Below are 25,550 nucleotides of genomic sequence, written 5' to 3' on the forward strand. Positions count from 1 at the left end.
AAATATTTTCTTATACTAATAAAGAGGTTTAATGTCAGATTCTTTCAATCTGCGATGGAGTTGTTTTTATCCGTTTTATTGTCTTTAATTTATTAGATTTTAGTTATTTTTTGATTAAAAGTTTCTATGGTGCTATAGTCTTAGTGTTTAGCTTTTGTTTGGGATATGCATTTTTATAACTGTCTTATTATCGATACTTCTGGATATCAGCCTTTTCTAGCGCATGTAGATGCTCAGAAAGTGCTGAACAGCTGGTCTCTTCCTTTAGGACCTGATCAGGGGTTAGTTCTTGATTTTATAGTAAAAAATTTATCCTTGTCATTTCAGGGTATTGGTGTGGCGGTGGGTCCCGGTAATTTTTCATCTACTCGAGTTGGACTGGCTTTTGCCCAAGGATTATCTCTCGCTGCTAAAGTTCCTCTCGTTGGCTATAGTTCTCTAGAAGGTTATTTGAGCAAGGGTGAAAAAACTAAGGGTTTGATGTTGCCTTTGGGGAAGAAGGGAGGAGTATTAACTTTAAGTTGTGATCTTTCGGATAATGGACTTGTTTGCGGTGAAGATGGAGTTGGTCCTGGTATGTTGTTGTCTTATGAAGAAGCTTCAGCAATATGTCTTGAGCGTAATTGTTCCCACGTCGTATCGCCAAATCCCGATTTGTTTAGGGACGCGTTTTCAAAAGAAATATACATAGAGAAAATGAGTCCTTCTTTAGAGTGTATTCGTAGTCATGTGATTTCTCAATTAATGCTGTTAAGCTGTCATCCTCAGCTAACTCCTGATTACCGTAGTTGTTCCTCTTTTTTTAATTTTTAACCTGATATTAATTTCTAGTTGTGGTCTATAGGATTTTTTTGACGCCTCCTGTTTGTTTGAGTAATTTTGTTTTTAGCTTTTGTCTAACATTTTCTTTGATTTTTTGGATGTGTTCTAAGACAACTATACTCTTGAACCCTAATAGTTGTGATGCTACAATCGGAGATTCTCTAGTACGATGGAGTCTAAGTTCAGTAGAATTGTTTTGAAAAATCTAGTTATTATTATTGCGAAATAAGGTAATGCATGCCCAGTGTTAAAGTAAGAGTTGGGGAGCCTGTAGATCGAGCTCTTAGAGTCTTAAAAAAGAAAGTTGATAAAGAAGGTATTTTGAAAACTGCTAAAGCTCGTAGATTTTATGATAAGCCTTCCGTGAAGAAGCGTGCTAAATCTAAAGCTGCAGCTAAGTATCGCGGTCGTTAATAAAGGATCTTCTTAATTGGTGGTGTTTCGTTTATGGATTACTATGCTGTTTTGGGGGTTTCTAAGAGTGCTTCTCCCGAAGAGATAAAGAAAGCTTATCGCAAGTTGGCGGTTAAGTATCACCCTGATAAGAATCCTGGCGATGCGGATGCGGAGCGCCGCTTTAAAGAGGTTTCGGAAGCTTACGAAGTGTTGAGCGATGCCCAGAAGCGTCAGAACTATGATCGTTACGGTAAAGATGGACCTTTTGCAGGGGCTGGTGGCTTTGGTGGGGCTGCTGGCATGGGCAATATGGAAGATGCTTTGCGTACTTTTATGGGGGCGTTTGGCGGCGATTTTGGTGGAGAGTTTGGTGGAGGCGGTAGTTTCTTTGAGGGGCTTTTTGGAGGGCTTGGCGAAGCGTTTGGCGTTCGTGGTGGCGATCCTTCTGGAGCTCGTCAGGGGGCTAGTAAAAAGGTCCATATTACTCTCACTTTCGAGGAGGCAGCTCGTGGTGTAGAGAAGGAATTGATTGTTTCTGGGTATAAATCTTGTGAAGCTTGTTCTGGAAGTGGAGCAGCTAATAGCCAGGGAATCAAGTGTTGTGATCGCTGTAAAGGGTCTGGGCAGGTTGTTCAGAGTCGGGGTTTTTTCTCTATGGCTTCTACGTGCCCTGAGTGCGGTGGAGAGGGTCGTGTTATTACAGACCCTTGTTTAACATGTCGTGGTCAGGGAAGAATTAAGGATAAACGTAACGTTCATGTTCACATACCTGCGGGAGTTGACTCTGGTATGCGTCTGAAAATGGAGGGTTACGGTGATGCTGGGCAAAACGGTGCCCCAGCGGGTGATCTCTACGTATTTATTGATGTAGAGCAACATCCTTTCTTTGAACGTCGTGGTGATGATTTGGTTTTGGACTTGCCTATTGGGTTCGTAGATGCAGCCTTAGGAATGAAGAAGGAGATCCCGACTCTATTAAAAGGAGGGTCTTGCCGTATTGTTGTCCCCGAAGGCATACAGAGCGGTACTATCCTTAAGGTAAAGAACCAAGGATTTCCTAATGTTCATGGGAAGGGTCGCGGGGACCTTCTTGTCCGAGTTTCTGTTGAAACCCCGCAACATCTTTCTGAAGAACAGAAAGAAGTATTGCGTACATTTGCCTCTATGGAGAAAGCAGAGAACTTTCCTAAGAAACGGGGTTTCTTAGATAAAATTAAAAGCTTCTTTTCTGATTTTGCTGTTTAGCTAAAAGATAGCTGGCTTTAGCTAGAGGATTAGGCATGGTTGCGGTAAAGCATAAGTTACACACTTCTCTTGAAGAAATCCTAAAATTGGTTTGGGTTCTTCGATTTGCGGAAAGCAAGATGCTTCTTTTTTCTAGACAAAGTGGTTCAGGCGGAAGTTTTCAGCTTTCCTGCGCTGGACACGAGCTAGCTGGTGTAGTGGCGGGTAAGCATTTTGTTGCTGGAAAAGATTGGTCATTTCCTTACTATCGTGATCAGGGATTTCCGATAGGATTAGGGTGCGATCTTTCTGAAGTATTAGCATCGTTCTTGGCCCGTGTTTCCCCTAATCATTCTTCGGGGAGAATGATGCCATACCATTATTCTCACAAGAAATTTCGTGTCTGTTGTCAGTCTAGCGTAGTGGGCACGCAGTTTTTGCAAGCTGCTGGCCGTGCCTGGGGCGTGAAGCATTCTGGGGTAGATGAAGTCGTTTACGTCTCGGGCGGGGATGGTGCAACATCTCAGGGAGAGTTTCACGAAATGTTGAACTACGCTTCTCTACATCAACTGCCTCTCGTGACAGTTATACAAAATAATCGTTGGGCAATCTCAGTCCCCTTCGAAGAGCAATGCGGTGCAAGCTTAGAGAAGCTAGGAAAAAGTTATCACAATCTTTCTGTATATACTGTTGACGGTGGTGATATTTCTGCTTTAGATGCGACTTTCGCTAATGCAGTACAAGAGGCTAGATACGATTCGGTGCCGGCTTTGGTTTTGGTGGATGTTGTGCGCTTAGAACCTCACAGTAATTCAGATAATCATGATAAGTACAGAAGTTCTGAAGACCTGGCGTCTTGCATGAGTAATGATCCTTTATTGCGTTTGGAAAAACAAATGCATGAGGAATACGGTATATCACAGGATGATATTCGTGCGATTAGGGAAATTGCTAAAGCAGAGGTCTTAAAGGCTTGCGAAATTGCAGAAAGCATGCCTTTTCCAAGTAAGGGTTCAACAAGTCATGATATATTCGCTCCCACCACTGTTGCACTTATTGATTACGAATCTTCCTTAGAAGCTCAGATGCATTTGCGTAATCATGAACCACAGGTAATGCGCGATGCAATAGCAGAAGCATTACGTGAAGAGATGCAACATGATTCTGGAGTTATCGTTTTTGGAGAGGATGTTGCAGGGGATAAGGGCGGAGTTTTTGGTGTTACTAGAAATCTTACAAACGAATTTGGCTCACACCGTTGTTTCAATACCCCTTTAGCAGAGGCAACAATCATTGGCACAGCTATTGGGATGGCTCTTGATGGATTTCATAAACCTGTCGCAGAAATTCAGTTTGCCGACTATATTTGGCCCGGAATTAACCAATTGTTTTCTGAAGCATCTAGTATATACTACCGGTCTGCTGGAGAATGGGAGGTGCCTTTAGTTATCCGTGCTCCTTGCGGTGGATATATTCAAGGCGGTCCATATCATTCTCAAAGTATTGAAGCGTTTTTAGCCCATTGTCCGGGATTAAAGGTTGCATACCCATCTAATGCTGCAGATGCTAAGGCCTTGTTGAAAGCTGCTATTAGAGATCCTAATCCTGTTGTATTTCTCGAACATAAAGCGCTGTATCAGCGTCGTATTTTTAGTGCTTGCCCTGTCTATTCTTCAGATTACCTTCTTCCTTTTGGTAAAGCTGCTATTGTTAATCCCGGAACTGATCTTACGATTGTCTCCTGGGGAATGACTTTAGCAATGAGTGTGGATGTGGCTAAAGAGTTGGAAGATCTTGGCATTTCTGTTGAGGTTATTGATCTACGGACTATTGTTCCTTGTGACTTTGCTACTATCCAGGAATCTGTAGAGAGGACTGGGAAGTTGCTTATCGTCCATGAGGCACCAGAATTTTGTGGTTTCGGAAGTGAATTAGTCGCAACTATTGCCGAGCAGGCTTATACCTATCTCGACGCTCCAGTCAAACGTATTTGCGGGCTATATGCTCCTGTACCTTATTCTAAAATTCTTGAAAATGAAGTGCTGCCTCAAAAAGAGCAAATTCTTCAAGCAGCGAAAAGCCTAGCAGAATTTTAATGCTCCTTTAGCGACAACATCTTCTCTAAAGTTTCTTTCAGAGGGATTGTGGTTAGGTCATTAACACTAATGTGTTTTATTGAGCTGGACGGATCGTCTATTTCTAAACGAATAGATTCTAATAGAGCCAGAGTACATCCATAACTCCAGGTTTCGTATTCTTCTTGACTTTTCGCTATATCTCGGATTCCCAACAGTTCTAATTGTATGCTAGAGATTTGATGTTTTTTGCAGATAGCAAAGCACTTGCGATACATCATAATAAGATTTAAGAGAGCAGTTTCAAAAGAAAAATCTTTGAAGGTTACAGCTCTTGACATCGTTTTACGTTTTTGTTCAGGGATAAGAGTCTCTATTGTAGGAGGATTTACAAGTATCAAAACATTGTTACCTATTGAACCACTTTGATTATATGCGCAATGTCCTGAGGATATAGATCCTGGGAAGAAATTACTACAGGATGACGCGATTATGTCCCAAGAAGATTTAGAAATTCTTCCCACTAAAGCAAGGGATCTTCCTATTGATTTGCTTTGGTCTCGATCAGAATTTGTTGTCAAAACTATTGCATGATTGTGATTAAGATATGGATCAGTGAGAGGATGTCCCTTGAACAAACATAAAGTGAGTCTACGTTTATGGTCTTCTAGAGTAATACATGATTCAGATATACGCTTTTTCTTAAGTTTTGTTTTTATCGTAAATAATGAGGAAAGTTTACTTGCTGATTCATATGCTGAGATATTTTTGGGCAAAATTATCTCACGAGTTTTAATTTTTCTAGAAATGCAAAGAATGGCAGCCAATACTAATGAATTAGTTATTAATACAAGACAAGGAAAAAACCAGGAAACTAGTAAGCACGAACTTATCAAACTTATGATGAATAAAATCGAAAGAAAATAAATAGATATTTTAAGAGAACATAATTCAGGCAAACTCAACTTATTTACAGAATAGCTATTCGTAACACAGTCTAATAAGGAAGTAATAGCATACATGGTGTCTTATCGAATTCATCCTAGTTTTGTGAGACAGTTTTATGCCACAAGCATGTGTCCCTTCTTAATTTCATAGACTTAGTTTATGATATTATCTATTTTTTCTAATTCTTTAGATTTTCTGAGATAGATCCCAAGTATAAAAATTAAAAAGAAGGATAAAGTCGAAATTATTGTTTGAGGAGGTGACATTCGTAGTGTTACTAGAAGATTTTTAGAATGTAGTATAGGCAGAGAAAGTAAGTTTTGGATTAGGAATTCCGTCATGGAAGAAAAAAAAGGAAAAATAAGAGATAGTAAAGTACAGGCTATTATAACAGGAATGGTTAAAGGAAAGAATAAATTATAAATAATACCGTCTAAAGGAATAGTTCCGAAATAGTGAAGCATAGGTATCCATAGGAATATGTTAGCTGATAATGATAGCGAAAGACTACCAAACATGTATTTCATTAATGGGAGTAACCTATAGGGCAGAAAAACTGTCCATGGAGTATAGAAAAAGTAGAAGATGGGTTGAAAAAATAATAGAATTCCTAAAGTTGCTAGGAATGAAAGAGAAAAGCTGGGCGACAGAGGAGAAAACATAAGGGAACATACAATGCAACTTATGCCTAACCTGTTTAATCCCGAACAATATCCCGGAAAATAGCCTGAAAGACACATAAATATAAAGGATAACCAGGCCCGCCACACCGACGGTGTTGATGGGAAAATTATGGTTATGAGAGACAAAATAGTGAGCGCTATAATGTTCTGACATCTTCTTGGCAGGGCTTGAGAACACAAAAAAATATACGATGAAAACAAAGTAAAATGCCAGCCAGATATGGCAAACAAGTGAGCTAATCCCTTATTCCGAAAAGTTTCTCTCAAAGATTTAGGAAGTGGGGTGCCTAAAATAAGACTAGCAGCGAAACTTCCGCAATCTTTGTTGATAAATCTGTTAAGAATTTGTTCATGACATTGTGTGCGTAGCTTTTGTTTAATCCTTGTTAAACTAGAGGTAGGTGCTGGGTAGATATTTCCTTCAACTTTGAAAATGAGTTGGTTTAGTTTCCTTGTTGTTTTGCCGTGTAGAATATAACTCTGGTTTATTTCTAACGGCGTATCCGAGATAACTACACAAGATAGGTTACGGTATTTATTTCTAGAACCTATAGAATACAGAGATGAGGCCTCTGCATAATATCTTCCCCTCATTGATGTTTTGATTATGAAAATTCCTGAAGCTTGTCCAGAATGTAGTGAAGGAGAGGCTAGATAGGCATAGCTGACAATCATAGCAAACCAAAAGATTATCCAACGGTGTATATCTTTTTTTGGAACAAATAGATGCAAAAATAAAATAGCAATAGCCGAACACAAAGGATAAGATAAAGAAAACATTCCTGTTAGCCAGTACAAAGCAATTATGCATACGGGATGCTGTTTTTGGAAATAACAGCAATTATGATTGAGTTGGAGCCACAAGGAAGATAGGGTATATCTTAGGGAGGAAAATGAAAAAATCTGATAATCCTTCATCTTTGAACTATTTTTCTTCCCCTTTGGATGTAAAATCTGTCGAGGAGTTGCGTAAAGAATTTTCTTGGGAAGAGATTTCCATACAAATTCCTCGTCTGCCACGAGGATGGTATGAGCTCGTAGGACTAGAAAAAAAAGATCGTATAGATCTATGCCGGGAATACTGGCTTTCTATTTTAGGGCTTAAGGATGATTTAGCGCTTGGTATTTGTCGCTTTTTTGCTCTTTTAGAATCTATCGACGTATATGTGTATCGCACCTCAAAAGGTCCTTACAGTGTTAAAATGCTTTATACATTCGTAGATGGACGTTGTAGTTTCCAGGGTTCTCCTCCTTTATCTGAAACCACTAATCTTTGTCTCCCTATTCTTGGAGATGATCACTATCATCGATTTTTTACTATTCATAATGGTTTCGGTAAGTGGGAAGATGGAGGTATTTTTTCTTATCGGGCTTTAGCAAAGGTTCAGCATAAACTTCGTAATTACTTGATCCATATGAATAAAATTTCTCCTGAAGAGGATTGTTCCTCATTAGGAGTTTTCCCGTTTTATGGTTATGAAGAGCCTTGTGCTTATCAATGTTTTCTTGTTGACCCAGAAGTGCGCAGAGACTTTCCTTCACTCAACCTTTTGATTAGCGAAACAAGTTTATTTAAAAGAGATTTAGAAAATATAGAGATATTGTGCTCAGACTCCCGTTATTATCCATCATTCATTACTTGGTTCGAAAATTATCTGAATGAATAAAGCAATTATCTATGTATCTATCTATTTTGTTTAGGGTTTAATGTAAAAATCTTGGTTTCAGTGTCTTGTGTTTTGTCGATTTTGTCAGTTTTTGGTTTTGATCATAGATATAAGATCTAGGATTGATAATTGTTTTCTCTAAAGATTAAGTTCAGAGTATAATCTTGTTCTCTAGATGTTTGCTCGAATATTCAAGAGATAAGGTGGAGGGAGTCTATTGGAAGAGGATGCAAAGTGTACGTCTTGTTTAGAGGACATAGAGCCCGTTGATTGTTATGAAAGTAGTGATGAAGTGAAAGTTACACACGCATTTATTGTTCAGAATGCTTCTGGTATTCATGTACGTCCTGCAAGTACTTTGGTTAAACTTTTCGAGGGCCAAGAATGTGAGGTTATTTTTACTTACGAAGGTAAGTCAGTAAATGCTAGAAGTGTGATGAGTATCCTCATGTTAGGAGTTCCTCAAGGAGGTGAAATTTTTGTTCATCTTAAGGGGAAAGATGCTTTGCATGTATTACAAAAATTACAAGATATTTTCGCACAGGGTTTTGGAGAACTGTAATGGTTGCTGTTGATCACGATAAACATAATGAAGAAGTGCGAATTTCTGCTGTTGCTCTTGTCCCAGGATTAGGTGTTGGTAGAGCATTTTTTTTAGGCACCTCTCCTTTGCAAATCCATGAACTTACTCTTCCTCAAGAAGAAGTCGAACATGAGATTCATCGTTATTATAAAGCTTTAAATCGTTCGAAATCTGATATTGTTGCTTTAGAAAAAAAAGCTAAAGCAACTCAAGGACAACAAGAGATCACTGCTATTCTTCAATCCCACTTGGAGATTATTAAGGACCCAATTCTGACAGAAGAAGTTGTTAATACGATTAGAAAAGATCGTAAAAATGCTGAGTATGTCTTTTCTTCAGTTATGGGGAAAATAGAGGAATCTCTTTCCTCAGTACAGCACAATTCTCTCGCTGTTGATCGTATCCAGGATATTCATGATATCTCTAATCGAGTAATCGGTCATTTATGTTGCCAGCATAAACGTTCTTTAGGCGAATCAGATCAGAATATCATAGTATTTTCTAATGAGCTTACTCCGTCGGAAGCTGCTGGTGCTAACCCTTCATATATCCGTGGCTTTGTTTCTCTAGTGGGTGCCGCTACATCACATACAGCGATCGTTGCTAGAGCTAAGGATATTCCTTATCTTGCGAATATTTCCCAAGATTATTGGACTTTGATGAAAGAGTATAATGGCCATTTAGTATTAATTGATGGGAATCAGGGTGAGATCATATTCAATCCCTTACCCAAGACTTTAGAAAGTCGTTGTAAAAAAAAGACAGCACCAAAGAAAGTAAAACCTAAAGCAAGCTTTCAGCATACTATTGTTGTATCTTCCCAAGCTACAAGTATTTCTGAACTAGACATGCTTGAGCAATTTTTCCCAGAAACTTCCGTAGGCTTATTTAGGTCAGAGTTCCTCGCCATTGCCGACCAGAAGATTCCCAATATAGTTGAACAGACGGAGGTATATAAACGGCTTGCTTCGTTTTCCGGAGGTATTTCTGTATTACGTTTATTTGATTTTGGAGAAGACAAGGTTTGCCCCTGTCACGAACCTATTTTAGGCAGATCTGTTCATAGTCTACTGAATAGTTCTTATCTTTTAGATCATCAACTTCAAGCTGTATTGGCAGCTTCCCTTTGTGGTCCTATAAAATTATTAATTCCCGGTGTTGCAGATGTGGGAGAGATTGTAGCTGTTAAGCAAAGATTAGAAAAACTTAGATCAGTTTCTCCTCAGGAATCTATCATCGAAAATATTATCTGGGGAAGTATGATTGAGATGCCTTCTGCAGTATGGATGATAGATGAGATTTTAAAGCAATGCGCTTTTGTTTCCATAGGTACCAATGACTTGATGCAGTATTCTTTAGGGATCTCTAGGGAGTCTGTTATCCCAGAGTATTTGAATCTTCCTTTGCATCCTTCTGTCGTACGCATGGTTCGTCATGTGGTAGAATCTGCCAAGAGAAAACAAGTGCCCGTGTCCATATGCGGAGAAGCTGCAGGATCTTTGGAATTAGTTCCATTATTTTTAGGGTTGGGAGTCACAGAACTCTCGGTAGCTATGCCAAGAATCTCGGACTTGCGAGACAGAATAGCTAGTCTCGATATGAATTATTGTCTAGACTTTACAGAAAAAATATTAAAAGCAAGGACCTGTGCAGAAATACAGGCCCTGTGGGTTTAGAAAGGCATTCCTACTCGCATTGCAGCCATTTCAGAATCCATAGCTTGCTTAGCGTCTTTAAAGGCAGCCTTAAATAAATCTGCAACGACTTCAGGGTCTTCAGGGTCCAAACACGTGGGAGAAACTTTAACAGAAATAATATCACATTTTCCATTAATAGTCACCGAGACTAAGCCATTACCAGCTCGTCCTTCATAACGTTTTTGTTCTAATGAAGCCTCCATTTCTAGAAATTGTTGTTCCATTATTTTTGCTTCTTTTTTCTTTCTAGCATATCCGCTGCCCATGAAATTTACTCCTTAGTTAATACACCTGCAAATTCCACAGCGGTAAATTGTAACAAAGTATCTATAGTAGCTGACTCTTTTGAAGAAATTGTTATTTTCTGGGAAGCAGTATCTGGTGTAGGTCTAGGTCCAGCAAAAGAGGTCAAGAAACTCTGTTGTTCATGATTTACTTGAGAAGAAGGATCAGGATTAGCTCTTGGCTGTGGAGAAACCTTATCCTCATTTAGTGTGTGGTTATGCAGTTGAGAAATTAATGTGTTTATAGACGGACGATGGCATATCCGAATAAGATGAATAATCACGGTTTCTAGGAAAGTCTTTTCAAAAATAGTCTGCTGTAGATGCTTTGCAGATTCTCCTAGAAAATCAATAATCTCTAATAAGTACTCATCTGAATAAGAACTAGATATTGCTAATAGAGAGGGGTTATCTTTTTTCAAGAGTAAGTCTCTATAGAAGATCGTTAAATCCTGTAGGAAGGTGATAGGTGCTACTCCAGAGTCAATGATGGTGGTAATAGGAAGCAAAGCTTTGGCATAGTCTTTCTCACTAATTGCTTTAGCTAACTTACAGAGAGTGTCGTGCGATGCTAAACCCAGAGCTTCTGATACTTTTTCTGGTGATAAAGTATCTGGGAAAAGACTCACTACATAATCATATAGAGACTCTGCATCCCGTAAACTCCCCTGAGCGGAATAAGCAATAGGAACTAGAGCTTCCCGAGATACTAATATTTCAGAATTTGAAGCGATAGACAGTAATTTATTGACGATTAGATCATCCGGGATTCTTTTTAGGTGCAATTTTTGACAGCGACTTAGAATGGTGGCTGGGACTTTGTGCATCTCTGTAGTGGCTAAAAAGAATTTGATATGAGCAGGGGGTTCTTCTAACGTTTTTAGTAGAGAATTGAAGGCCTCTTTGGTAAGCATGTGTACTTCATCAATAATGTAGATTTTGTATTCTGATTTCACTGGAGAGAAGAACACAGTCTCGTTAATTTGTCTAATATCTTCAATTCCTCTATGTGATGCACCATCGATTTCGAGAACATCTAAAGCCGTTCCTTGAGAAATTTCTTTGCATGATGCACAGGAATTACATGGCTCGAATGATGGGCTCAGATTAGAACAATTAAGTGCTTTGGCAAAGAGACGAGCCAAAGTAGTTTTTCCTGTGCCACGAATTCCTGAAAATATGTAAGCATGAGCAGAACGCTTAAGATGTAAAGCATTTTTCAAGACTGTAACTACAGAATCTTGTCCAACTATTTCTTGAAATGTCTGAGGGCGATACTTTCTAGAAGAAACTTGATAAGTAGATGATGCCATAGAAAGTTCTCCTAAAACTAAATTTACGTTATTCTGAAATGGGCTATAAGTCTTTATGCTGGCATATTTTCAAGGCTAAAGGCAAGGAGTTCTTAATATGGGGATCAGCCTCCCTGTCTCACAGCCACAGTGAGAAATAGTCTACAGGAAGTATCAAATCTTTGGCTATTTATTAAAAATGTATTAAAAGTAGCAGGGGATTATTCTTAAATACAAGTGAAGGGAAATCAACAACTGGTGTGTAGAGACATAAAACAGGCTCTATAAATTTCTAAAAGACACGTATGTTGCAACGTTCGGATGAAAATGTTTTAAAATATCCTCAAAATCAAGGAAATTACTTAGGTATATTATTCATAATTGTGATGCCAATGCTAGTTTTTAGCGTATTTATTGGTTTGAGATGAATTTGGGACCTATTAGTTTTTTGTATTGGATGAGAAAATAATCTAACTATGGCGTTAGAAGAAGATCAATTTTTTGTATTTAGTTGGTTAAGCCGATGAAAGATTTCGGACGGGTATATAGTAATTGCTCAAAATATAGCATATCATCTCATCTTCGTTATTTGATTTACTTTGGTATTTCTGGGAGTTTTGGGTTAGCACTGTTTGCATTTGTATATTTAAAAGTACTCTATATTCCCATGTACTCAGAAGGGCAAATTGCGCACATGTCTGTTGTGTCTCCTATAGATTTTCAGGTTAGTTGGAATACACATACTTTCTATAGTAAGGTCTCTTCAGCACCTGAAGCTTTTGGTAAGGTATACAAGATAACCACGGAATTAGATGATAATGAGAAGTCAGCCGATATTTTTTGTAATTGGTTTGCTGTTACTAAAGAATTTTTAAATACTGCTGGGTTCGTAGATGTTTCTACTTATCGTTGCTTGACTGATTTACGTTTGCATACTGATGCAATAAATGACGGCAAGTTTTTAGAAGTGCAGATTTCTAAAGATCAGCAGCAAATAATTCGTCAATGCATCCTTCACCTTGAAGATTTTCTTTCCAAGAATCATTGCCCCAATGCTTGTAAAGAACGGATCATTTCTCACCTTAGGGGATCTAAATTACGAGTCAATGTTGATAAAAGTTTATCAGGATATATTCAAGGAGACTTATTAGGATCTCGGAGATCTGAAAATTTTCCTAGAGGTACTATAGTAATACAAAAATATCAGAAAATCACTGCAAAAGATGTCAAAATTTTAAGGCAATTGCGTTCTGATCTTTTTTCTTCAACTCAATTATTTATACTGAGATCTGAAATAGTCGCTTTTTTCCTCATGGCACTTGCCTTGTTCTGGGGATATCGTTCCCTAAAACTATTTTGTCCAGAGCTCCTTGCTTCTTCCAAATACTTCATGCTGTATATTGCCATCCTTACTTTGTCTTTAGTTGGTGTCAAGACTATTGAGGTGTTGTGCGCTTTGGGGCCTCATAGTTGGGTAACCTATCTCTCTTATCCTTTAGTTTTGCCGTTCACTTCTATTCTTCTAGGCCATTTAGTTGGTATTCCCCTAGCTGGAGTGTCTTGTACGTTTCTTGGTATTCTCTACACTCTAGAATCTGATATTTGGAATAATAGTTGGTTCTTAGCAATAAACTTACTCAGCTCGTGGATGGTGTTGTTTACCGTAAATCGTGTTATGCGCCTTGCTTCTGTATTTTGGTTTTGTATGAAGCTATGGTGGATCTCACTAGGTATTCTTTCTGTATTTCGTGTATTTGGTGGCATCGGTTCTTGGCATGCTTTTCAGATAGATTGTGTTAGTAGTTTCATCTATAGCTTTGCTACTGCTGTTGGTGTTGTGGCACTTATACCAGTTTTTGAATCATTCTTTGGAGCTTGTACTCACAATCACTTGTTAGCCTATCTCGATTCGGATTACCCTCTTTTAAAAAGATTATTTGAGCAAGCCCCAGGTACTTATCAACACTCTGTTTTAGTTGGAATTTTGGCAGAGGCAGCGGCAGCAGCTATTCACGCTGATGGGTTATTCTGTCGTGTTGCTGCTCAGTATCACGACATTGGGAAACTTGTGAATCCTGAGTTTTTTATTGAGAATCATCAAATGTTGAAACAAGAGAAAGTCCAATACTCTCCTCTGGAACAAGCGAAAAAAATTATCAGACACATTCCTGAAGGTGTAGAATTAGCCAAGAAAGCAGGTCTCCCCGATTCTTTTATAAATATTATTGAAGAGCATCACGGAACGTCTACTATTCTTTCTGCTTACCATTCCCATCTCCAGGAGAACCCTGTCACCGGACCTTTAGACGAGCCTTTATTCCGTTATTCGGGAAGAAAACCTTGTTCTAAGGAATCTACTATAATTATGATAGCAGATTCATTCGAGGCTGCTGCCCGTTCTTTAGAGGGGACTAGCGTTGCCGCTTTGCGTGAGCTCATAGACAAGATCGTTCTGGGTAAAATGCGAGATGGTCAATTTGCAGAATCCCCAGTAACCCTAGATGAATTAACTACTATTTGCGATGTTATGGTGAAGACACTTTATAGTGCTCTACATTCACGTATAAAGTACCCAGAGCTTACTTACACACACGGTTCAAGACTGAGTATTGCAGGGGAAGTCACGCGTTAGCATATACAATGTCGAATAGCACTCGCTAATGATAGTATAGTTTGAATAAGACCGTAGATGAGTAATGCCGGAAGAAGAGCGGCTAATACGGGGATCATAAATCCCAGTCCGCCAATGATAGCAATCACTATCGGTAATTGGATATAAAAAGCAAGAGATGTACAGGCTTTATTAGTACAGCGTGTGATATCCAAGTTATATGTCTCCCGCATTAATTGTTTGGATGCGTGAGCTTGTTTGCAGAGAATAGCTGCATATACTAACCCCAGTATTGGAATACAGAACATCGGTAGGTGATGCAGCTTTTCTAGATAATCCTCTGCTGTGAGAGGGTATTTGATTGTTTGGGTATTGATGTACGTATTAGAAATTTTGACAAAGTTCCCGCTTGTATCTTTGTGGTAGTGATCAGGTAGATGTAACTGCGTCATACATTGCTATATTTATTTCCATAAAGATGCGCTCCGAATTATATCACTTTTTTATGTTTTATTTTTAATTAAAAAACTTTGTTTTATATACGAATATTATTCGGGTTTGCTTTTAGTAGAAACTTTTTATTGTAATTAAGTAATCTAATTTGACCTCATTTTATATTAAGAAATATTTTGATTAATCGGAGCTAAGAACGCTGCCCATGCATCTAAGTGATGAGCAGCTGTAACGGCAAGACGACCTTGTAGTGGGTGATACGGTGGGGGAAGCTCTTGGGTGCAGGAGGGATGAAAATGAAGTCGCAAAAGAGCTGCTTTTGCTATAACAACCGCATCATATTGATTATTACTTAATAACTCTAATCGTTCTTCAATGGTGCCTCGAATATCTAAAATTTTTGCTTGAGGAAATAGTTTTTTTAATATTTCGGCACGTCGTGATGACGAGCTACCAATTCGGGGGAATTTCGGGAGGGGATTCCAAAGATAAAATTCTTGGTATACTAAAAGGTCGATAGGGTCTAGACCCCTTGTTAACGCAAGAATCGGTAACTGTGTTTTCTCAGGAAGATCCTTCGCAGAATGCACGGCAAGATGGCAGTTTTTTGTCAAAACCAGTTTATCTACTTCTTCTGTAAAAAAGTTAGTATTCTCTACTAGACGAATAGGAGTGGTTTTATCCTTATCTCCTCGTGTGTCTATCATAGATAACTCAATTCTTAGTTTTGGGTACCATGCACGAAGAAGTGTCGCGACTTCATAAACTTGTGCTTTTGCTAAAGGAGAATTCCTAGTTGCAATGCGTATAGGACGTTTACCTTGACAAAACTGTGAAAGAAAGGGGTCAGTGTAACAGGCGGATAGCATCTTTTATTGTTTCTACTCCTTTGATATCTAGGCGTTCTTTTATATCTACGGAAAGCCCAGGGATTTGTCCTTTTGGAATTATAGCACCTTGGAATCCCATCAAAAATGTTTCTTTCAGCCGACGTTCCAAGTAAGTGACGTGACGAATTTCTCCGCCAAGGCCAATTTCTCCACAGAAAGTATAATTTTCTAAGGGAAAACGATTATACAAAGAAGAAACAACAGATAGTGCCACACCTAGATCTACTGCAGGTTCAGTAATTTTTAATCCACCTGCTATAGAAACAAAGACGTCAGAAGTACACAATTTTACTTGTGCGCGTTTCTCTAAAACAGCTAAGAGTAGAGAAAAACGATTGGGATCAAAACCTGACGTTTTCCTGATAGGGTTTGAAAATGGTGAAGATGAAACTAGAGCTTGAATTTCTACTAAAAATGTTTCAGACCCTTCAATCATAGGAACAATTACGGAGCCTGTAGTAGATGTAGTTTTTTCATGTAGGAAAAAGCCAGAAGGATTAGCTACTTCTTTCAAACCATCAGAATGCATCGACAGAATAAGCAACTCATTTGTAGGACCAAAACGGTTTTTTACAGAACGAATCATTCTATAGTTGGTATGCGAATTCCCCTCAAAATACAAAACCGTATCTACTAAATGTTCGAGCACTCTGGGACCCGCAATTTCTCCAGATTTTGTGACGTGGCCGATAACAAATGTAGTAATTTGTGACTGTTTGGCAATACGCATTAATTCTGCGCAGACTTCGCGAACTTGTGCAACGGAGCCTGGTGCTGAGCTCAAATCTGGAGTAAAGAGAATTTGTATGGAATCAATAATCAGAACATCAGGAGATAGAAGGGTTATTTGCTGCTTGATATTCTCAAGATTTGTCTCTGGAAAAAGATAAATGGAGTCGCTAGATATATTTAATCGTTTTGCTCTTAAAGATGTCTGTGTTACTGATTCCTCTCCGCAAATATAGAGAACTTTGTACCCATGTTGGGAAAATTTATTCGAGGTTTGCAAAATAAGTGTCGATTTCCCAACTCCAGGCTCACCACCAAGTAATGTTAAACTTCCACGGACAGCACCACCACCTAATATACGGTCCCAACCAGGAGAACCTATGGATAAGCGTTCTTCATCTGTGAGTTTCACAGAGCTGAGTGAAATAGCTCCTACTGAACAAGGTAGATTTTGAGAGCTCGAAATTGAGGGAATGCGTTCTTCAACCAAGGTATTCCACGCTAAACAACCTGGACATTGGCCAAGCCATTTGACTGTATTTGTACCGCAGGTATTACATATCCAATGTGTTTTTGCTTTCGTTGTCATGTTCACTAAGAGCTTGTTCTGCTGCTAATTTTTCTGCTTCTTTTTTAGATAGAGCAAATCCTTCTCCCCATACTTCATTTTGGACAAGAACCCGAACATGATACCCTGGTTGCCCCTGTTCTAAAGTCCGTGGTTCACACTTATATTCAGGAAGTATACGTAAATGTTTCTGTGTGAACTGTTGTAAGCGATTTTTCGGATTTCCTAGCATGAGGGGAAGTATGTTTTTTTTCGAAGGTAGTAAGGGGACTGTCAATTGCCTAGCTGGTGATAACCCCCCGTCAAGATAGATAGCCCCCAAGATTGCTTCAAATAAATTTGCGTAGGCGGAAGTTTTCCCTCGTTCGCTTTGAATTTTCTCTCCTTTTCCAGTTAATAGGTACTTCCCTAACCCTAAGGTATCAGTGTACTGGCAGCAAGAATTTGCATTGATCAATGCCGAACGTGCTGTGGATAATGTACCTTCGTCCATAGAGGGAAACAGGAGGAATAAGTGTTCTGTTACGATTAAACATAACACGGCGTCTCCTAAGAATTCCAGACGTTCGCTATCTTCAGTAAGCGTTACGGACTCATTTCTAAAAGAGGGGTGTGTAAGAGCCGTAATTAACAATTTAGGTTGAGTAAACGTAAAATTTAATTTAGTCTCAACTTCTTTAATGTTGATTAGATTATTCATAAAATTATGAAAAATTTCCTTATCAAAAACAACAGAATAGTTGCCGGAGTTTTTTATAGGCGGAAAAGGTCTTAAAGTCTATAGTACTTTTGAGTATTTCTTCTTAAGTGGATAAATATGAGGTTCGTTCTTCATCTAGAACACCAACGTCATTTCCAGAATCAAGGTAGTATATTGTTTGAGGATTTGGTTTCCAAACAGGATTGCCGTAGTTTAGAATCACAGATGAAGGATTTTCTGAAAAGAGTATCTAAAAATCCTACAGATGTGCGTTGGCGAGAGAATATCTTCCGCTCTTTGCCTTCTGTGGTTTCTGTTGTGAAAAAACAGAGATTATTGAATTACGCTGCTGATTTAGTTCATCGTCCTAGATTATCTTTGGTTAGGGATTTCTGGATTTTTTCTGGTGAGCTTGTCCCGACTTGGGAAGAAGATTGTCAGTTATTCCTGTGTTTGTCTGGAGGAAATTGCGGCCAAGGTGTTTTCTTTAGAGACGAGTATCCTGCAAGCCTACTTTCTTTGAATGAGGGAGAAACAGGGCTGCTTCTTGGATTTTCTTCAACCGGTCTTCCTATTTACTAAGATATTATTTTTGATTAGTTTGTTCTATTAAGTGGCCATTGCTTTGTCTGCCTAGTCTTTCCGGTCTTCAAAATGGTTTTTAATTTCTAAATTTAATTAAGGTGCAGTGAAGAGAAGGGAAAATAATTTCTTTCTCTTAAGCTTTTTGTTATGGGCTGTATATGTGGTCACTTTATATTTTTCAGGAGCTCGTATGGACCAAATGAAGAAGAAAATAAAATCTTTGTATAGTTCTACTACTGCGACAAATATTATCGAATGGTTATCAAGAGACTGTACTAGAGATGATCACAGTACTATTTTAGAGCTACTCGAGAATGACCCAAAGCGCCTTGAAGACCTATTTAGTAAGACTTTGGTTTTTGGTACTGGTGGATTGCGTAGTATAATGGGAATCGGTACCAATAGAATGAATAGTTTTACTGTTAAACGGGTGACGCAAGGGTTAGCCGAAGTTTTGCATAAACATAACCCCCATCCTGGTGACAATATTCGTGTTATTATTGGTTATGATACGAGAAACAACTCTTATGCGTTTGCTCAAGATGTTGCTAAGGTGCTCGCTGGTAATCATATTGAAGCTTTTCTATTTAGTAGAGCTGAGCCTTTGGCATTAGTCTCATTTGCTGTTAGATCTCATAGTGCTTTGGCTGGAATTATGATCACAGCATCGCATAATCCTCCGGAGTACAATGGTTATAAAGTATATATGAGATCAGGAGGGCAAGTACTTCCTCCTTTAGATAGAGAGATTGTAGAGCAATCAGTTTCTGTTAATGAAATCTTGTCTGTAGATTCTTTGAAAAATAAATACATCCATTTTCTTGGAGAAGAATGTGAACAATCGTATCGCGATGTTGTGTGTGCTTTACAATTATGTCCAGAAGATAATCGGTTGTCTGGGAGAGGAATAAAAGTAAGTTATTCTCCACTGCATGGTACAGGCGTTAGTTTAATTCCCCATGTTTTAAAAGACTGGGGATTTTCTCAAGTTTATCTAGTTGAGCAGCAATCTATACCTGATGGAAATTTTCCTACTGTTGTTCTCCCCAATCCTGAAGATCCTCAAGCTTTAACCCTAGGAATAAAGCAAATGATGGAGAAAAGACATGATCTCTTTATTGCTACTGATCCGGACGCTGATCGCATAGGAGTTGTCTCTAGAGAAGAAAATGGGTTTTATATTTTTAATGGCAACCAAATAGCTTGTTTACTCGCAGATCATATACTTAGCTGCCGATCTAAAAAACATCCCCTAGACAAACAACATAAAGTAGTTAAAAGTCTAGTAACTACTGAAATGTTAACAAAAATAACCGAACATTATGGTGCGGACATTGTTAATGTTGGTACAGGATTTAAATACATTGGAGAGAAGATAGAGTCTTGGAGAAACACTCAATATCATTATATTTTTGGAGCTGAAGAATCTCATGGATATCTCTATGGTACTCATGTAGAAGACAAAGATGGGATAAGTTCTTCAGCACTTGTTGCGGAAGCTGCATTACAGTGCAAATTGAGGGGAGATACATTGAGAGGTGCTCTTCTTGATCTTTATGAAAGGCATGGATATTTCATAAACAAAACAGAATCTTTGTCGTTAAATCTATCGACATCAAGCCTGTCAATTCAAGATTGGATAACTTCTCTAGAAAACCAAGATAATCGTAAATTATATTGTCAGGGGAGGATATTGCAAAGGTTTGAGAATTACCGTATAGGGAGGGGATTTAATCTTGAAACACACGAATCCTATGACCTAACTTTGCCCAAACTCTCCATGCTTTGTTATCGCTTCTCAGAAGGTGGCAGAATAATAGTGCGTCCTTCGGGTACAGAGCCTAAGGTTAAACTTTATTTCGAAATAGTAAAGCATTATCCAACGCGCGTGCAAGATAGGAGTGAGCAAGTCATGAGAGAAAGAGAGAGCTATGAGATTTTAGGCGAATTTATTTCCAGTTTTAAAGATTACATCCAGGGAGTGTAAGGTTACAAAAATACCCTTGTATTTATATCTTGGGGACATCTACACTCGGCCTATGCTTGTTTCCCGAGAGTAGGCTTGTCCTATGGGTTTTTTGCACGTTTTTAAGGACTTGCTAGTGAAGACAAGTCAAGATATTTAAGTCTCTTAAATATAAGCCTTCAGTAGGTTGGTAGGAGCTTTTTGCTTGTTTATGAACTGAACGGTGATGGCATTAGTCTTTTCAACTTTATGAAAATAGTTCGTTTGAGGAATCCTATATGAATTTTGCCCCCTATACTCTGCCTGAATTGCCATATGCTTATGATGCTTTGGAACCTATAATTAGTGCAGATATCATGCGGTTACATCACCAAAAGCATCATCAGACTTATATAAATAATTTGAATGATGCGTTAAAAAAACTTGATGCTGTTTCAGCACAACAGAGCCTTACGGGTTTGATATCTCTAGAACCGGTGATTAGATTTAATGGTGGTGGGCATATTAATCATTCTTTGTTTTGGGAAATGCTTGCTCCGGTAGACCAAGGAGGGGGTAAACCTCCAAAACACGAGCTTTTGAAACTTATTGAGAAGTACTGGGGTACGTTCGACAATTTCCTAAAGGAATATATTGCTTTTGCCGCCCCACTTCCCGGGTCCGGTTGGGCATGGTTAGCTTATTGCCCTAAGTTAAAAACTTTAAGTTTGCAAGCGACGGCTAATCAGGATCCTTTAGAAGCAACAACCGGAAAGGTTCCTCTTTTAGGTATTGACCTTTGGGAGCACGCGTATTATCTCCAATACAAAAATGTAAGAATGGACTATTTAAAAGCTATCCCTCAAATAATTAATTGGTCTTATATTGAAAAAAGATTTTCAGAAATTGCTTCGGTTTAGTTAATTAAGAAGTAGTTTTTGCGTTGAAATGTTAATAAGTTTAATTTAAAATCGCTTCTATTGAAAATGTAGTTGGGTAGTTTGTGCGTTTATTTTCTTACGATAAACCTAAGATAAAGGTGCAAAAAATAAAGGCTGATGGTTTTAGTGGTTGGTTAAAATGTACTCATTGTCATGAGATGATTCATGCTAATGAGCTGGGGCAGAACTTCAACTGTTGTCCTAAGTGTTCTTATCACTATAGGATTACAGCCGGTGAAAGGATAAAATTGCTCGCTGATCAGGGTTCTTGGTGTCCTTTATATACGAATTTGAAGTCGCAAGACCCTCTCAAATTCGTAGACACAGACACCTACGTCAACCGTCTCGCTAAAGCGAGAAAAGATAATCAGGAGAGTGAAGGAGTCCATGTTGGTATCTGTACTTTAGGCGGGTACCCTATTGCGCTTGGTGTCATGGACTTCAGCTTTATGGCAGGTTCTATGGGTGCTGTCGTAGGAGAAAAACTCACAAGATTGATTGAAAAAGCCATAACTTCTCGTTTGCCAGTGATTATTGTCTGTGCTTCTGGTGGAGCTCGGATGCAAGAATCGGTTTTCTCGTTAATGCAAATGGCTAAAACTTCTGCTGCTCTAGCCAAGTTACATGAAGCAGGTCTGCCTTATATTTCTGTTTTAACAAACCCCACGTCTGGCGGTGTTACTGCTTCGTTTGCTTCTTTAGGAGATGTCATTATTGCTGAACCCAAGGCTTTGATTTGTTTCGCTGGTCCTCGTGTAGTCGCCCAAGTGATTGGAGAAGACCTACCTGAAGGAGCTCAAAAGTCGGAGTTTCTTTTGGAGCATGGTATGATCGATAAGGTAGTAGAAAGAAAGCAGTTAAAGAGTACTCTGCAGAGTTTACTTGATTACTTTTCTTCTCAGGAATACACTGGCGGCCAAGATAAGTCTCGTAAGGATTTATCCAAGACAATCAAAGAAATTTTTTTATTGACAGATGACGGTGAATGAAAGATCATACCCTCTCCGATAGTAACTGCAACGTTGTTTCTATGTTAGTGCCTTGTGAATTAGAGCCTGGTGTAGATCTCCCTGAGTATGCCACTTCCGGTGCTTCTGGTGCGGACTTGCGAGCTAATATTGTCGAACCTCTGGCTATTCTGCCTGGGAAAAGGGTTCTGGTTCCGACAGGTATCAAAATGCAGATTCCTCAGGGGTTTGAAGTTCAAGTCCGTCCTCGTAGTGGTTTGGCTCTAAAACATGGGATTGTCGTTGTAAATTCTCCAGGAACTGTAGATGCAGATTATCGTGGAGAGATTTGTATTATATTAGCGAATTTTGGTGACCAGACCTTTATTGTTGAACCGAAGATGCGTGTTGCACAAGCTGTAGTTGTTCCCGTCATTCAGGCAGAGTTTGTTCGGGTAACTGAATTAGAAGCTACTTGTCGTGGGAGTCAAGGGTTTGGGCACACTGGAGAGAAGTGACATGTCTTCCTGTTGTGAACATCGTCAAGATTTCTCCCTTCGTTCTCTCATATCTTCAGAATTGATTATGTTCCTTGATAAAAACTCTAGGAATGAAATTTTGCGAGATCTTACTGATCTTGCTGATTCTAACGGGGTTTTGGAAAATAAAGCTGATTTCTTTGAAGCTCTGGTGCGACGCGAAAGTCTCATGTCTACTGGTATTGGCATGGGAGTGGCGATACCTCACGGAAAGTTAGAAAGTTGTTCTAGCTTTTTTTTGGTTATTGGTATTCATCACAGGGGTATTCTTTGGGATGCAATTGATGGTGCGTTAGTGCGCTTGGTTTTTTTAATAGGCGGTCCTAGCGATGCTCAGGGTGACTATCTGAGACTGTTGTCTAATCTTACTCTTTTCTTAAGAGATGATGAGCATCGTCATAGGTTGTTGCAAGCGCGAACTATTGAAGAAGTAATGAATGTATTTGTGGAAGTGTAGCGGTTATGGATTTACGATTAGAAGAATTAGCTTCTCTGTTGGATGTTTCCGAAAATACAGTGCGTGAATGGTTAGATAGTGGTGCTATCCCTAGTTATTCAATGAATAATGAACAGCGATTTAACAGAGAAGAAATCGAAGATTGGCTTCTTCATAACCAGGGATTCGTCGCCAAATACAGGGAACACGAACACCAGGGTTTTAAGGACCTTTCATTAAAGTATAGTTTATATAAGGCGATCTATCGTGGCGGTGTGATTCGCGATGTTGTTGTGCATACGAAAGAAGAAGCTCTGCGCTATGCCTCTTCGTATATTGCTGATAAGTTTGATTTGGATGCTAGCGTCTTATACGAAATGCTAACTTATCGTGAAAGTTTAATGTCCACAGGCATAGGGGAGGGGATTGCTTTGCCTCATGCTAAAGATTTTCTTATTAATTCTTACTATGATGTCGTTGTCCCTATGTTTCTTAACGAGAGCATAGACTATGGAGCCCTTGACGGCAAACCTGTAAGTGTTCTTTTCTTCCTTTTCGCATGTGAAGACAAGAATCACTTGCATTTGATCAATAAGATTGTGCATTTAGGCATGTCTCTAGAGGCACGTAAGTTTTTGAGAAGTTATCCAGAAAAGGACCAATTACTTGCATATATTAAAAATTGGGAATTCCATACACACTAATTTTCGATTCTTTAGTTAGTGTAGGGACACGCTTTCCTTTTGATTCGTTTTATGTAAATTTTTCAGATATGTCTTTGTTTTCTTGAAAACCTTACTGCTTTTGAGCTTGTGTCATAGAAAAAAGATTTTTAAGTCCAAGTTGTGAAAAAAGACCTTTTGTTGTTATGGTGGTCTCATAGGCTGATCTAGGAGATTTTAGCGGCATGATGAGTTCTAAGCGTACTTCGCAACTTGCAATGCTTTCGATTTTGTTAACTTTTTCCCATACCGTTGGGCAGGCGAGTACAGGAGTTGCTGCTGTGGAGCTTAACTCTGTGTGTCTCAAGGATGAAGCAGCGCAGTCCTCGAAACCGCGGAGTAGAAAACAGGCTCGTGTGTCTAGGGCTCGTGAAGAAGCAAGAAAGCAAAAACGAGAGCAGAGGGTTCAAAATCAAGGTCCCGTTCTTCGAGTTGATCAGCGATTAGGTGCTCCAAAAAAATCTAAAGCGCACAGAAAAAACTCTCAGAAGTCTCTTGCTTCTCGAGAAGGTCGTGTATCTCGTTCTGGAGATATTGTTTCTCTTCTATCGAATGGATTTAATTTTAGTCGAACAGCTAAAAAGCAATCTCAAAAGGAATCCCAATCCGTAGCCTGTTCTTTTTCATCTAGGAAGCAGAGTAATAAGCTTAATAACGGAGGGTTGATTACAAAGGTCCGCGGTGCTACTGAGGGAATTTCTCATGACGAAATAGCTAAATGTTCTGTTCAAGGATATGGTAGGAAACAAAGGCTACAACGTCATAAACAAAAAAGATTAGCTAGCACGAATCGCTCCTCTAGTTCTGTTCGTGACCGGGTAATGGAGACTAAGCATTTAGCTACGCGTATTATTCCTAGTGAAGAAAACATTGTTTCTGTAGATAAGCCAGTAACTGAAAAATCAGAAGTTGCTTTGAATGTTCAGCACGAGTTTAAGAATCCCGTGCTCCCTATATTTGTACGACCTGAAGCGAAGCAGGATGTAGTTGTTAGACCTGTTGAAATTGCGGCCGCAGAGGTAAACGTTGTAGTTCAGGAAGACACAACTAAACTAATTCAAGATCTTGCTAGGGAACAGAGAATAGCTAAGAGAAAGTCGGCTAGGGAGGCTTTACAAGCTAAAGCTAAAGAAAACAGAATTCCTAGAGATGGGACTGTTACTTCTACGTTACGCTATGACGTTGAAAAAGCAGCAGCGGTTCGGGCTAGGCGTAATGCCTCAGTAAATCCTCAAGTGCGTGCCCAGAAGATTTCTAATACACGTAGAGCAGCACAGGGAGAGCAAAAGAAAAAATCCTCGAACGAAGAGAAGGCAGATCCTCAATCTGATGTTGCTAAAACCGCAGAAAAAGCAGCAGATGTTGCTAACCGAACTATTACTCAAGATAAATATTACGAAGTTGCGGCAGCGTCTGGGAATAGTAACGTAGATAGTTATATTAAATCTAATCGTTATCGTTGTGATTCTTCTGAAGTAGATTGGCCCTGTTCTTCTTGTGTTGCGAAGCGTCGTGCTCACACTAGTATTTCCGTATGTACTATGGTTGTCACTATTATTGCGATGATTGTAGGGGCTGTAATTATTGCGAATGCTTCGGATACCCCCGCAACTCCTGGAGGAGGAACTGGCGGTAATACAGGCGGAACGAGTGGGGGATCTAACGGAGGAACTGGGGCTTCAGTTTCACTATCTAGATAGTAATTGTTTGATTATCTTGTGTTTAAGAGAATAGGAGAGGGTGTTTCTTTCCTATTCTTTTTTATTTACTTGGTTATTTGTTGCGAATTCTGTAATAATCTATTAGATACTCT

General features: G+C 39.0%; 24 protein-coding genes. 16 read left to right on the forward strand and 8 right to left on the reverse strand.

Translation table 11 applies throughout. The annotated features are described in order from the left end of the window. Positions 1 to 165: 165 nt before the first annotated feature. The 4 genes from H359_RS01895 to H359_RS01910 all read left to right on the forward strand — a co-directional run bounded on the left by H359_RS01895 (position 166) and on the right by H359_RS01910 (position 4,538). The gene (locus tag H359_RS01895; RefSeq protein ID WP_021119524.1) at positions 166 to 813 is read left to right on the forward strand and encodes a tRNA threonylcarbamoyladenosine biosynthesis protein TsaB; all 648 of its coding nucleotides are present in this window, start codon (positions 166 to 168) and stop codon (positions 811 to 813) included. Between the two features lie 246 nt (positions 814 to 1,059). Beyond that, positions 1,060 to 1,236 carry a 30S ribosomal protein S21 gene (gene rpsU / locus H359_RS01900; RefSeq protein ID WP_020370342.1) on the forward strand — a complete coding sequence of 59 codons (177 nt, stop codon included), beginning with the start codon at positions 1,060 to 1,062 and terminating at the stop codon, positions 1,234 to 1,236. Positions 1,237 to 1,269: 33 nt separating this feature from the next. Further along, the gene (gene dnaJ, locus H359_RS01905) at positions 1,270 to 2,463 is read left to right on the forward strand and encodes a molecular chaperone DnaJ (protein ID WP_020370341.1); all 1,194 of its coding nucleotides are present in this window, start codon (positions 1,270 to 1,272) and stop codon (positions 2,461 to 2,463) included. A 35-nt stretch (positions 2,464 to 2,498) separates the two neighbouring features. Then, positions 2,499 to 4,538: an alpha-ketoacid dehydrogenase subunit alpha/beta gene (locus tag H359_RS01910; RefSeq protein ID WP_020370340.1), complete on the forward strand. Its 2,040-nt coding sequence runs from the start codon at positions 2,499 to 2,501 to the stop codon at positions 4,536 to 4,538. Here the strand turns inward: H359_RS01910 and H359_RS01915 are convergent. Both H359_RS01915 and H359_RS01920 read right to left on the reverse strand, forming a co-directional pair. After that, a complete protein-coding gene (locus tag H359_RS01915) occupies positions 4,535 to 5,539 on the reverse strand; it encodes a hypothetical protein (protein ID WP_020370339.1) in 1,005 nt (334 codons plus the stop codon). The genes H359_RS01910 and H359_RS01915 overlap by 4 nt on opposite strands. Positions 5,540 to 5,617: 78 nt before the next feature. Beyond that, entirely contained in the window at positions 5,618 to 7,066 is a 1,449-nt protein-coding gene (locus H359_RS01920) for a ComEC/Rec2 family competence protein (RefSeq protein WP_020370338.1), read from the reverse strand. On the opposite strand from H359_RS01920, the gene H359_RS01925 reads away from it, so the two are divergent. The 3 genes from H359_RS01925 (at position 7,042) to ptsP (ending at position 10,074) form a co-directional block, all read left to right on the forward strand. Beyond that, entirely contained in the window at positions 7,042 to 7,815 is a 774-nt protein-coding gene (locus H359_RS01925) for a hypothetical protein (RefSeq protein ID WP_020370337.1), read from the forward strand. The two genes, H359_RS01920 and H359_RS01925, sit on opposite strands and share 25 nt — an antisense overlap. 292 nt (positions 7,816 to 8,107) lie before the next feature. Continuing rightward, complete coding sequence (locus H359_RS01930) at positions 8,108 to 8,377, forward strand: HPr family phosphocarrier protein (protein WP_407918992.1); 270 nt, start codon at positions 8,108 to 8,110, stop codon at positions 8,375 to 8,377. Further along, positions 8,377 to 10,074, forward strand: coding sequence for a phosphoenolpyruvate--protein phosphotransferase (gene ptsP / locus H359_RS01935; protein WP_020370335.1), 1,698 nt, complete (start codon positions 8,377 to 8,379; stop codon positions 10,072 to 10,074). Before H359_RS01930 ends, ptsP begins: the two co-directional genes overlap by 1 nt. On the opposite strand, the gene H359_RS01940 is transcribed toward ptsP, so the two are convergent. Both H359_RS01940 and dnaX read right to left on the reverse strand, forming a co-directional pair. Next, positions 10,071 to 10,361, reverse strand: a complete 291-nt coding sequence (locus tag H359_RS01940) for a YbaB/EbfC family nucleoid-associated protein (protein ID WP_020370334.1) — start codon at positions 10,359 to 10,361, stop codon at positions 10,071 to 10,073. The two genes, ptsP and H359_RS01940, sit on opposite strands and share 4 nt — an antisense overlap. Before the next feature lie 5 nt (positions 10,362 to 10,366). Beyond that, a complete protein-coding gene (gene dnaX / locus H359_RS01945; protein WP_020370333.1) occupies positions 10,367 to 11,692 on the reverse strand; it encodes a DNA polymerase III subunit gamma/tau in 1,326 nt (441 codons plus the stop codon). A gap of 502 nt (positions 11,693 to 12,194) precedes the next feature. Between dnaX and H359_RS01950 the strand changes: the two genes are divergently transcribed. Beyond that, entirely contained in the window at positions 12,195 to 14,303 is a 2,109-nt protein-coding gene (locus H359_RS01950; RefSeq protein WP_020370331.1) for an HDIG domain-containing metalloprotein, read from the forward strand. On the opposite strand, the gene H359_RS01955 is transcribed toward H359_RS01950, so the two are convergent. The 4 genes from H359_RS01955 to rnc all read right to left on the reverse strand — a co-directional run bounded on the left by H359_RS01955 (position 14,300) and on the right by rnc (position 17,622). Next, the gene (locus tag H359_RS01955; RefSeq protein WP_020370330.1) at positions 14,300 to 14,734 is read right to left on the reverse strand and encodes a hypothetical protein; all 435 of its coding nucleotides are present in this window, start codon (positions 14,732 to 14,734) and stop codon (positions 14,300 to 14,302) included. The two genes, H359_RS01950 and H359_RS01955, sit on opposite strands and share 4 nt — an antisense overlap. A 165-nt stretch (positions 14,735 to 14,899) precedes the next feature. Continuing rightward, on the reverse strand, positions 14,900 to 15,604 hold the full coding sequence (locus tag H359_RS01960) for a hydroxymethylbilane synthase (RefSeq protein WP_020370329.1): 705 nt from the start codon (positions 15,602 to 15,604) through the stop codon (positions 14,900 to 14,902). Then, positions 15,582 to 16,943: a DNA repair protein RadA gene (gene radA / locus H359_RS01965; RefSeq protein WP_035392156.1), complete on the reverse strand. Its 1,362-nt coding sequence runs from the start codon at positions 16,941 to 16,943 to the stop codon at positions 15,582 to 15,584. The genes H359_RS01960 and radA overlap by 23 nt, the downstream gene beginning before the upstream one ends. Next, complete coding sequence (rnc, locus tag H359_RS01970; RefSeq protein WP_020370327.1) at positions 16,909 to 17,622, reverse strand: ribonuclease III; 714 nt, start codon at positions 17,620 to 17,622, stop codon at positions 16,909 to 16,911. The genes radA and rnc overlap by 35 nt, the downstream gene beginning before the upstream one ends. A gap of 117 nt (positions 17,623 to 17,739) precedes the next feature. On the opposite strand from rnc, the gene H359_RS01975 reads away from it, so the two are divergent. The 8 genes from H359_RS01975 (at position 17,740) to H359_RS02010 (ending at position 25,437) form a co-directional block, all read left to right on the forward strand. Then, positions 17,740 to 18,204, forward strand: a complete 465-nt coding sequence (locus H359_RS01975) for a DUF5070 domain-containing protein (RefSeq protein WP_021119508.1) — start codon at positions 17,740 to 17,742, stop codon at positions 18,202 to 18,204. Positions 18,205 to 18,397: 193 nt separating this feature from the next. Beyond that, on the forward strand, positions 18,398 to 20,194 hold the full coding sequence (locus H359_RS01980) for a phospho-sugar mutase (protein ID WP_020370324.1): 1,797 nt from the start codon (positions 18,398 to 18,400) through the stop codon (positions 20,192 to 20,194). A 257-nt stretch (positions 20,195 to 20,451) separates the two neighbouring features. After that, positions 20,452 to 21,072 (forward strand): superoxide dismutase, encoded by a 621-nt coding sequence (locus tag H359_RS01985; protein ID WP_020370323.1) that lies wholly within the window; start codon positions 20,452 to 20,454, stop codon positions 21,070 to 21,072. 83 nt (positions 21,073 to 21,155) lie between these two features. After that, complete coding sequence (gene accD, locus H359_RS01990; protein ID WP_020370322.1) at positions 21,156 to 22,082, forward strand: acetyl-CoA carboxylase, carboxyltransferase subunit beta; 927 nt, start codon at positions 21,156 to 21,158, stop codon at positions 22,080 to 22,082. Positions 22,083 to 22,123: 41 nt separating this feature from the next. After that, on the forward strand, positions 22,124 to 22,558 hold the full coding sequence (dut, locus tag H359_RS01995) for a dUTP diphosphatase (RefSeq protein WP_020370321.1): 435 nt from the start codon (positions 22,124 to 22,126) through the stop codon (positions 22,556 to 22,558). 1 nt (position 22,559) lies between these two features. After that, a complete protein-coding gene (locus tag H359_RS02000; RefSeq protein WP_020370320.1) occupies positions 22,560 to 23,036 on the forward strand; it encodes a PTS sugar transporter subunit IIA in 477 nt (158 codons plus the stop codon). A 5-nt stretch (positions 23,037 to 23,041) separates the two neighbouring features. Beyond that, positions 23,042 to 23,719 carry a PTS sugar transporter subunit IIA gene (locus H359_RS02005; RefSeq protein WP_020370319.1) on the forward strand — a complete coding sequence of 226 codons (678 nt, stop codon included), beginning with the start codon at positions 23,042 to 23,044 and terminating at the stop codon, positions 23,717 to 23,719. A gap of 203 nt (positions 23,720 to 23,922) precedes the next feature. Next, positions 23,923 to 25,437, forward strand: a complete 1,515-nt coding sequence (locus tag H359_RS02010; protein WP_020370317.1) for a hypothetical protein — start codon at positions 23,923 to 23,925, stop codon at positions 25,435 to 25,437. Positions 25,438 to 25,550: the final 113 nt, after the last annotated feature.

It is taken from the genome of Chlamydia ibidis 10-1398/6, from assembly GCF_000454725.1.
In the GTDB taxonomy this organism is placed as follows: Bacteria; Chlamydiota; Chlamydiia; order Chlamydiales; family Chlamydiaceae; genus Chlamydia; species Chlamydia ibidis.

Bases quoted from the DNA above. Each gene is read 5' to 3' on its own strand.
- ptsP (WP_020370335.1), top strand. From the start codon at position 8,377: ATGGTTGCTGTTGATCACGATAAACATAATGAAGAAGTGCGAATTTCT.
- H359_RS01960 (WP_020370329.1), bottom strand. From the start codon at position 15,604: ATGCTATCCGCCTGTTACACTGACCCCTTTCTTTCACAGTTTTGTCAA.
- H359_RS01950 (WP_020370331.1), top strand. From the start codon at position 12,195: ATGAAAGATTTCGGACGGGTATATAGTAATTGCTCAAAATATAGCATA.
- H359_RS01915 (WP_020370339.1), bottom strand. From the start codon at position 5,539: ATGTATGCTATTACTTCCTTATTAGACTGTGTTACGAATAGCTATTCT.
- dnaX (WP_020370333.1), bottom strand. From the start codon at position 11,692: ATGGCATCATCTACTTATCAAGTTTCTTCTAGAAAGTATCGCCCTCAG.
- dnaJ (WP_020370341.1), top strand. From the start codon at position 1,270: ATGGATTACTATGCTGTTTTGGGGGTTTCTAAGAGTGCTTCTCCCGAA.
- H359_RS01955 (WP_020370330.1), bottom strand. From the start codon at position 14,734: ATGACGCAGTTACATCTACCTGATCACTACCACAAAGATACAAGCGGG.
- H359_RS01925 (WP_020370337.1), top strand. From the start codon at position 7,042: ATGAAAAAATCTGATAATCCTTCATCTTTGAACTATTTTTCTTCCCCT.
- radA (WP_035392156.1), bottom strand. From the start codon at position 16,943: ATGACAACGAAAGCAAAAACACATTGGATATGTAATACCTGCGGTACA.
- H359_RS01895 (WP_021119524.1), top strand. From the start codon at position 166: ATGCATTTTTATAACTGTCTTATTATCGATACTTCTGGATATCAGCCT.
- H359_RS01910 (WP_020370340.1), top strand. From the start codon at position 2,499: ATGGTTGCGGTAAAGCATAAGTTACACACTTCTCTTGAAGAAATCCTA.
- H359_RS01920 (WP_020370338.1), bottom strand. From the start codon at position 7,066: ATGAAGGATTATCAGATTTTTTCATTTTCCTCCCTAAGATATACCCTA.
- H359_RS02000 (WP_020370320.1), top strand. From the start codon at position 22,560: ATGTCTTCCTGTTGTGAACATCGTCAAGATTTCTCCCTTCGTTCTCTC.
- H359_RS02010 (WP_020370317.1), top strand. From the start codon at position 23,923: ATGATGAGTTCTAAGCGTACTTCGCAACTTGCAATGCTTTCGATTTTG.
- H359_RS02005 (WP_020370319.1), top strand. From the start codon at position 23,042: ATGGATTTACGATTAGAAGAATTAGCTTCTCTGTTGGATGTTTCCGAA.
- rpsU (WP_020370342.1), top strand. From the start codon at position 1,060: ATGCCCAGTGTTAAAGTAAGAGTTGGGGAGCCTGTAGATCGAGCTCTT.
- H359_RS01940 (WP_020370334.1), bottom strand. From the start codon at position 10,361: ATGGGCAGCGGATATGCTAGAAAGAAAAAAGAAGCAAAAATAATGGAA.
- H359_RS01980 (WP_020370324.1), top strand. From the start codon at position 18,398: ATGGACCAAATGAAGAAGAAAATAAAATCTTTGTATAGTTCTACTACT.
- H359_RS01985 (WP_020370323.1), top strand. From the start codon at position 20,452: ATGAATTTTGCCCCCTATACTCTGCCTGAATTGCCATATGCTTATGAT.
- H359_RS01975 (WP_021119508.1), top strand. From the start codon at position 17,740: ATGAGGTTCGTTCTTCATCTAGAACACCAACGTCATTTCCAGAATCAA.
- rnc (WP_020370327.1), bottom strand. From the start codon at position 17,622: ATGAATAATCTAATCAACATTAAAGAAGTTGAGACTAAATTAAATTTT.
- dut (WP_020370321.1), top strand. From the start codon at position 22,124: ATGTTAGTGCCTTGTGAATTAGAGCCTGGTGTAGATCTCCCTGAGTAT.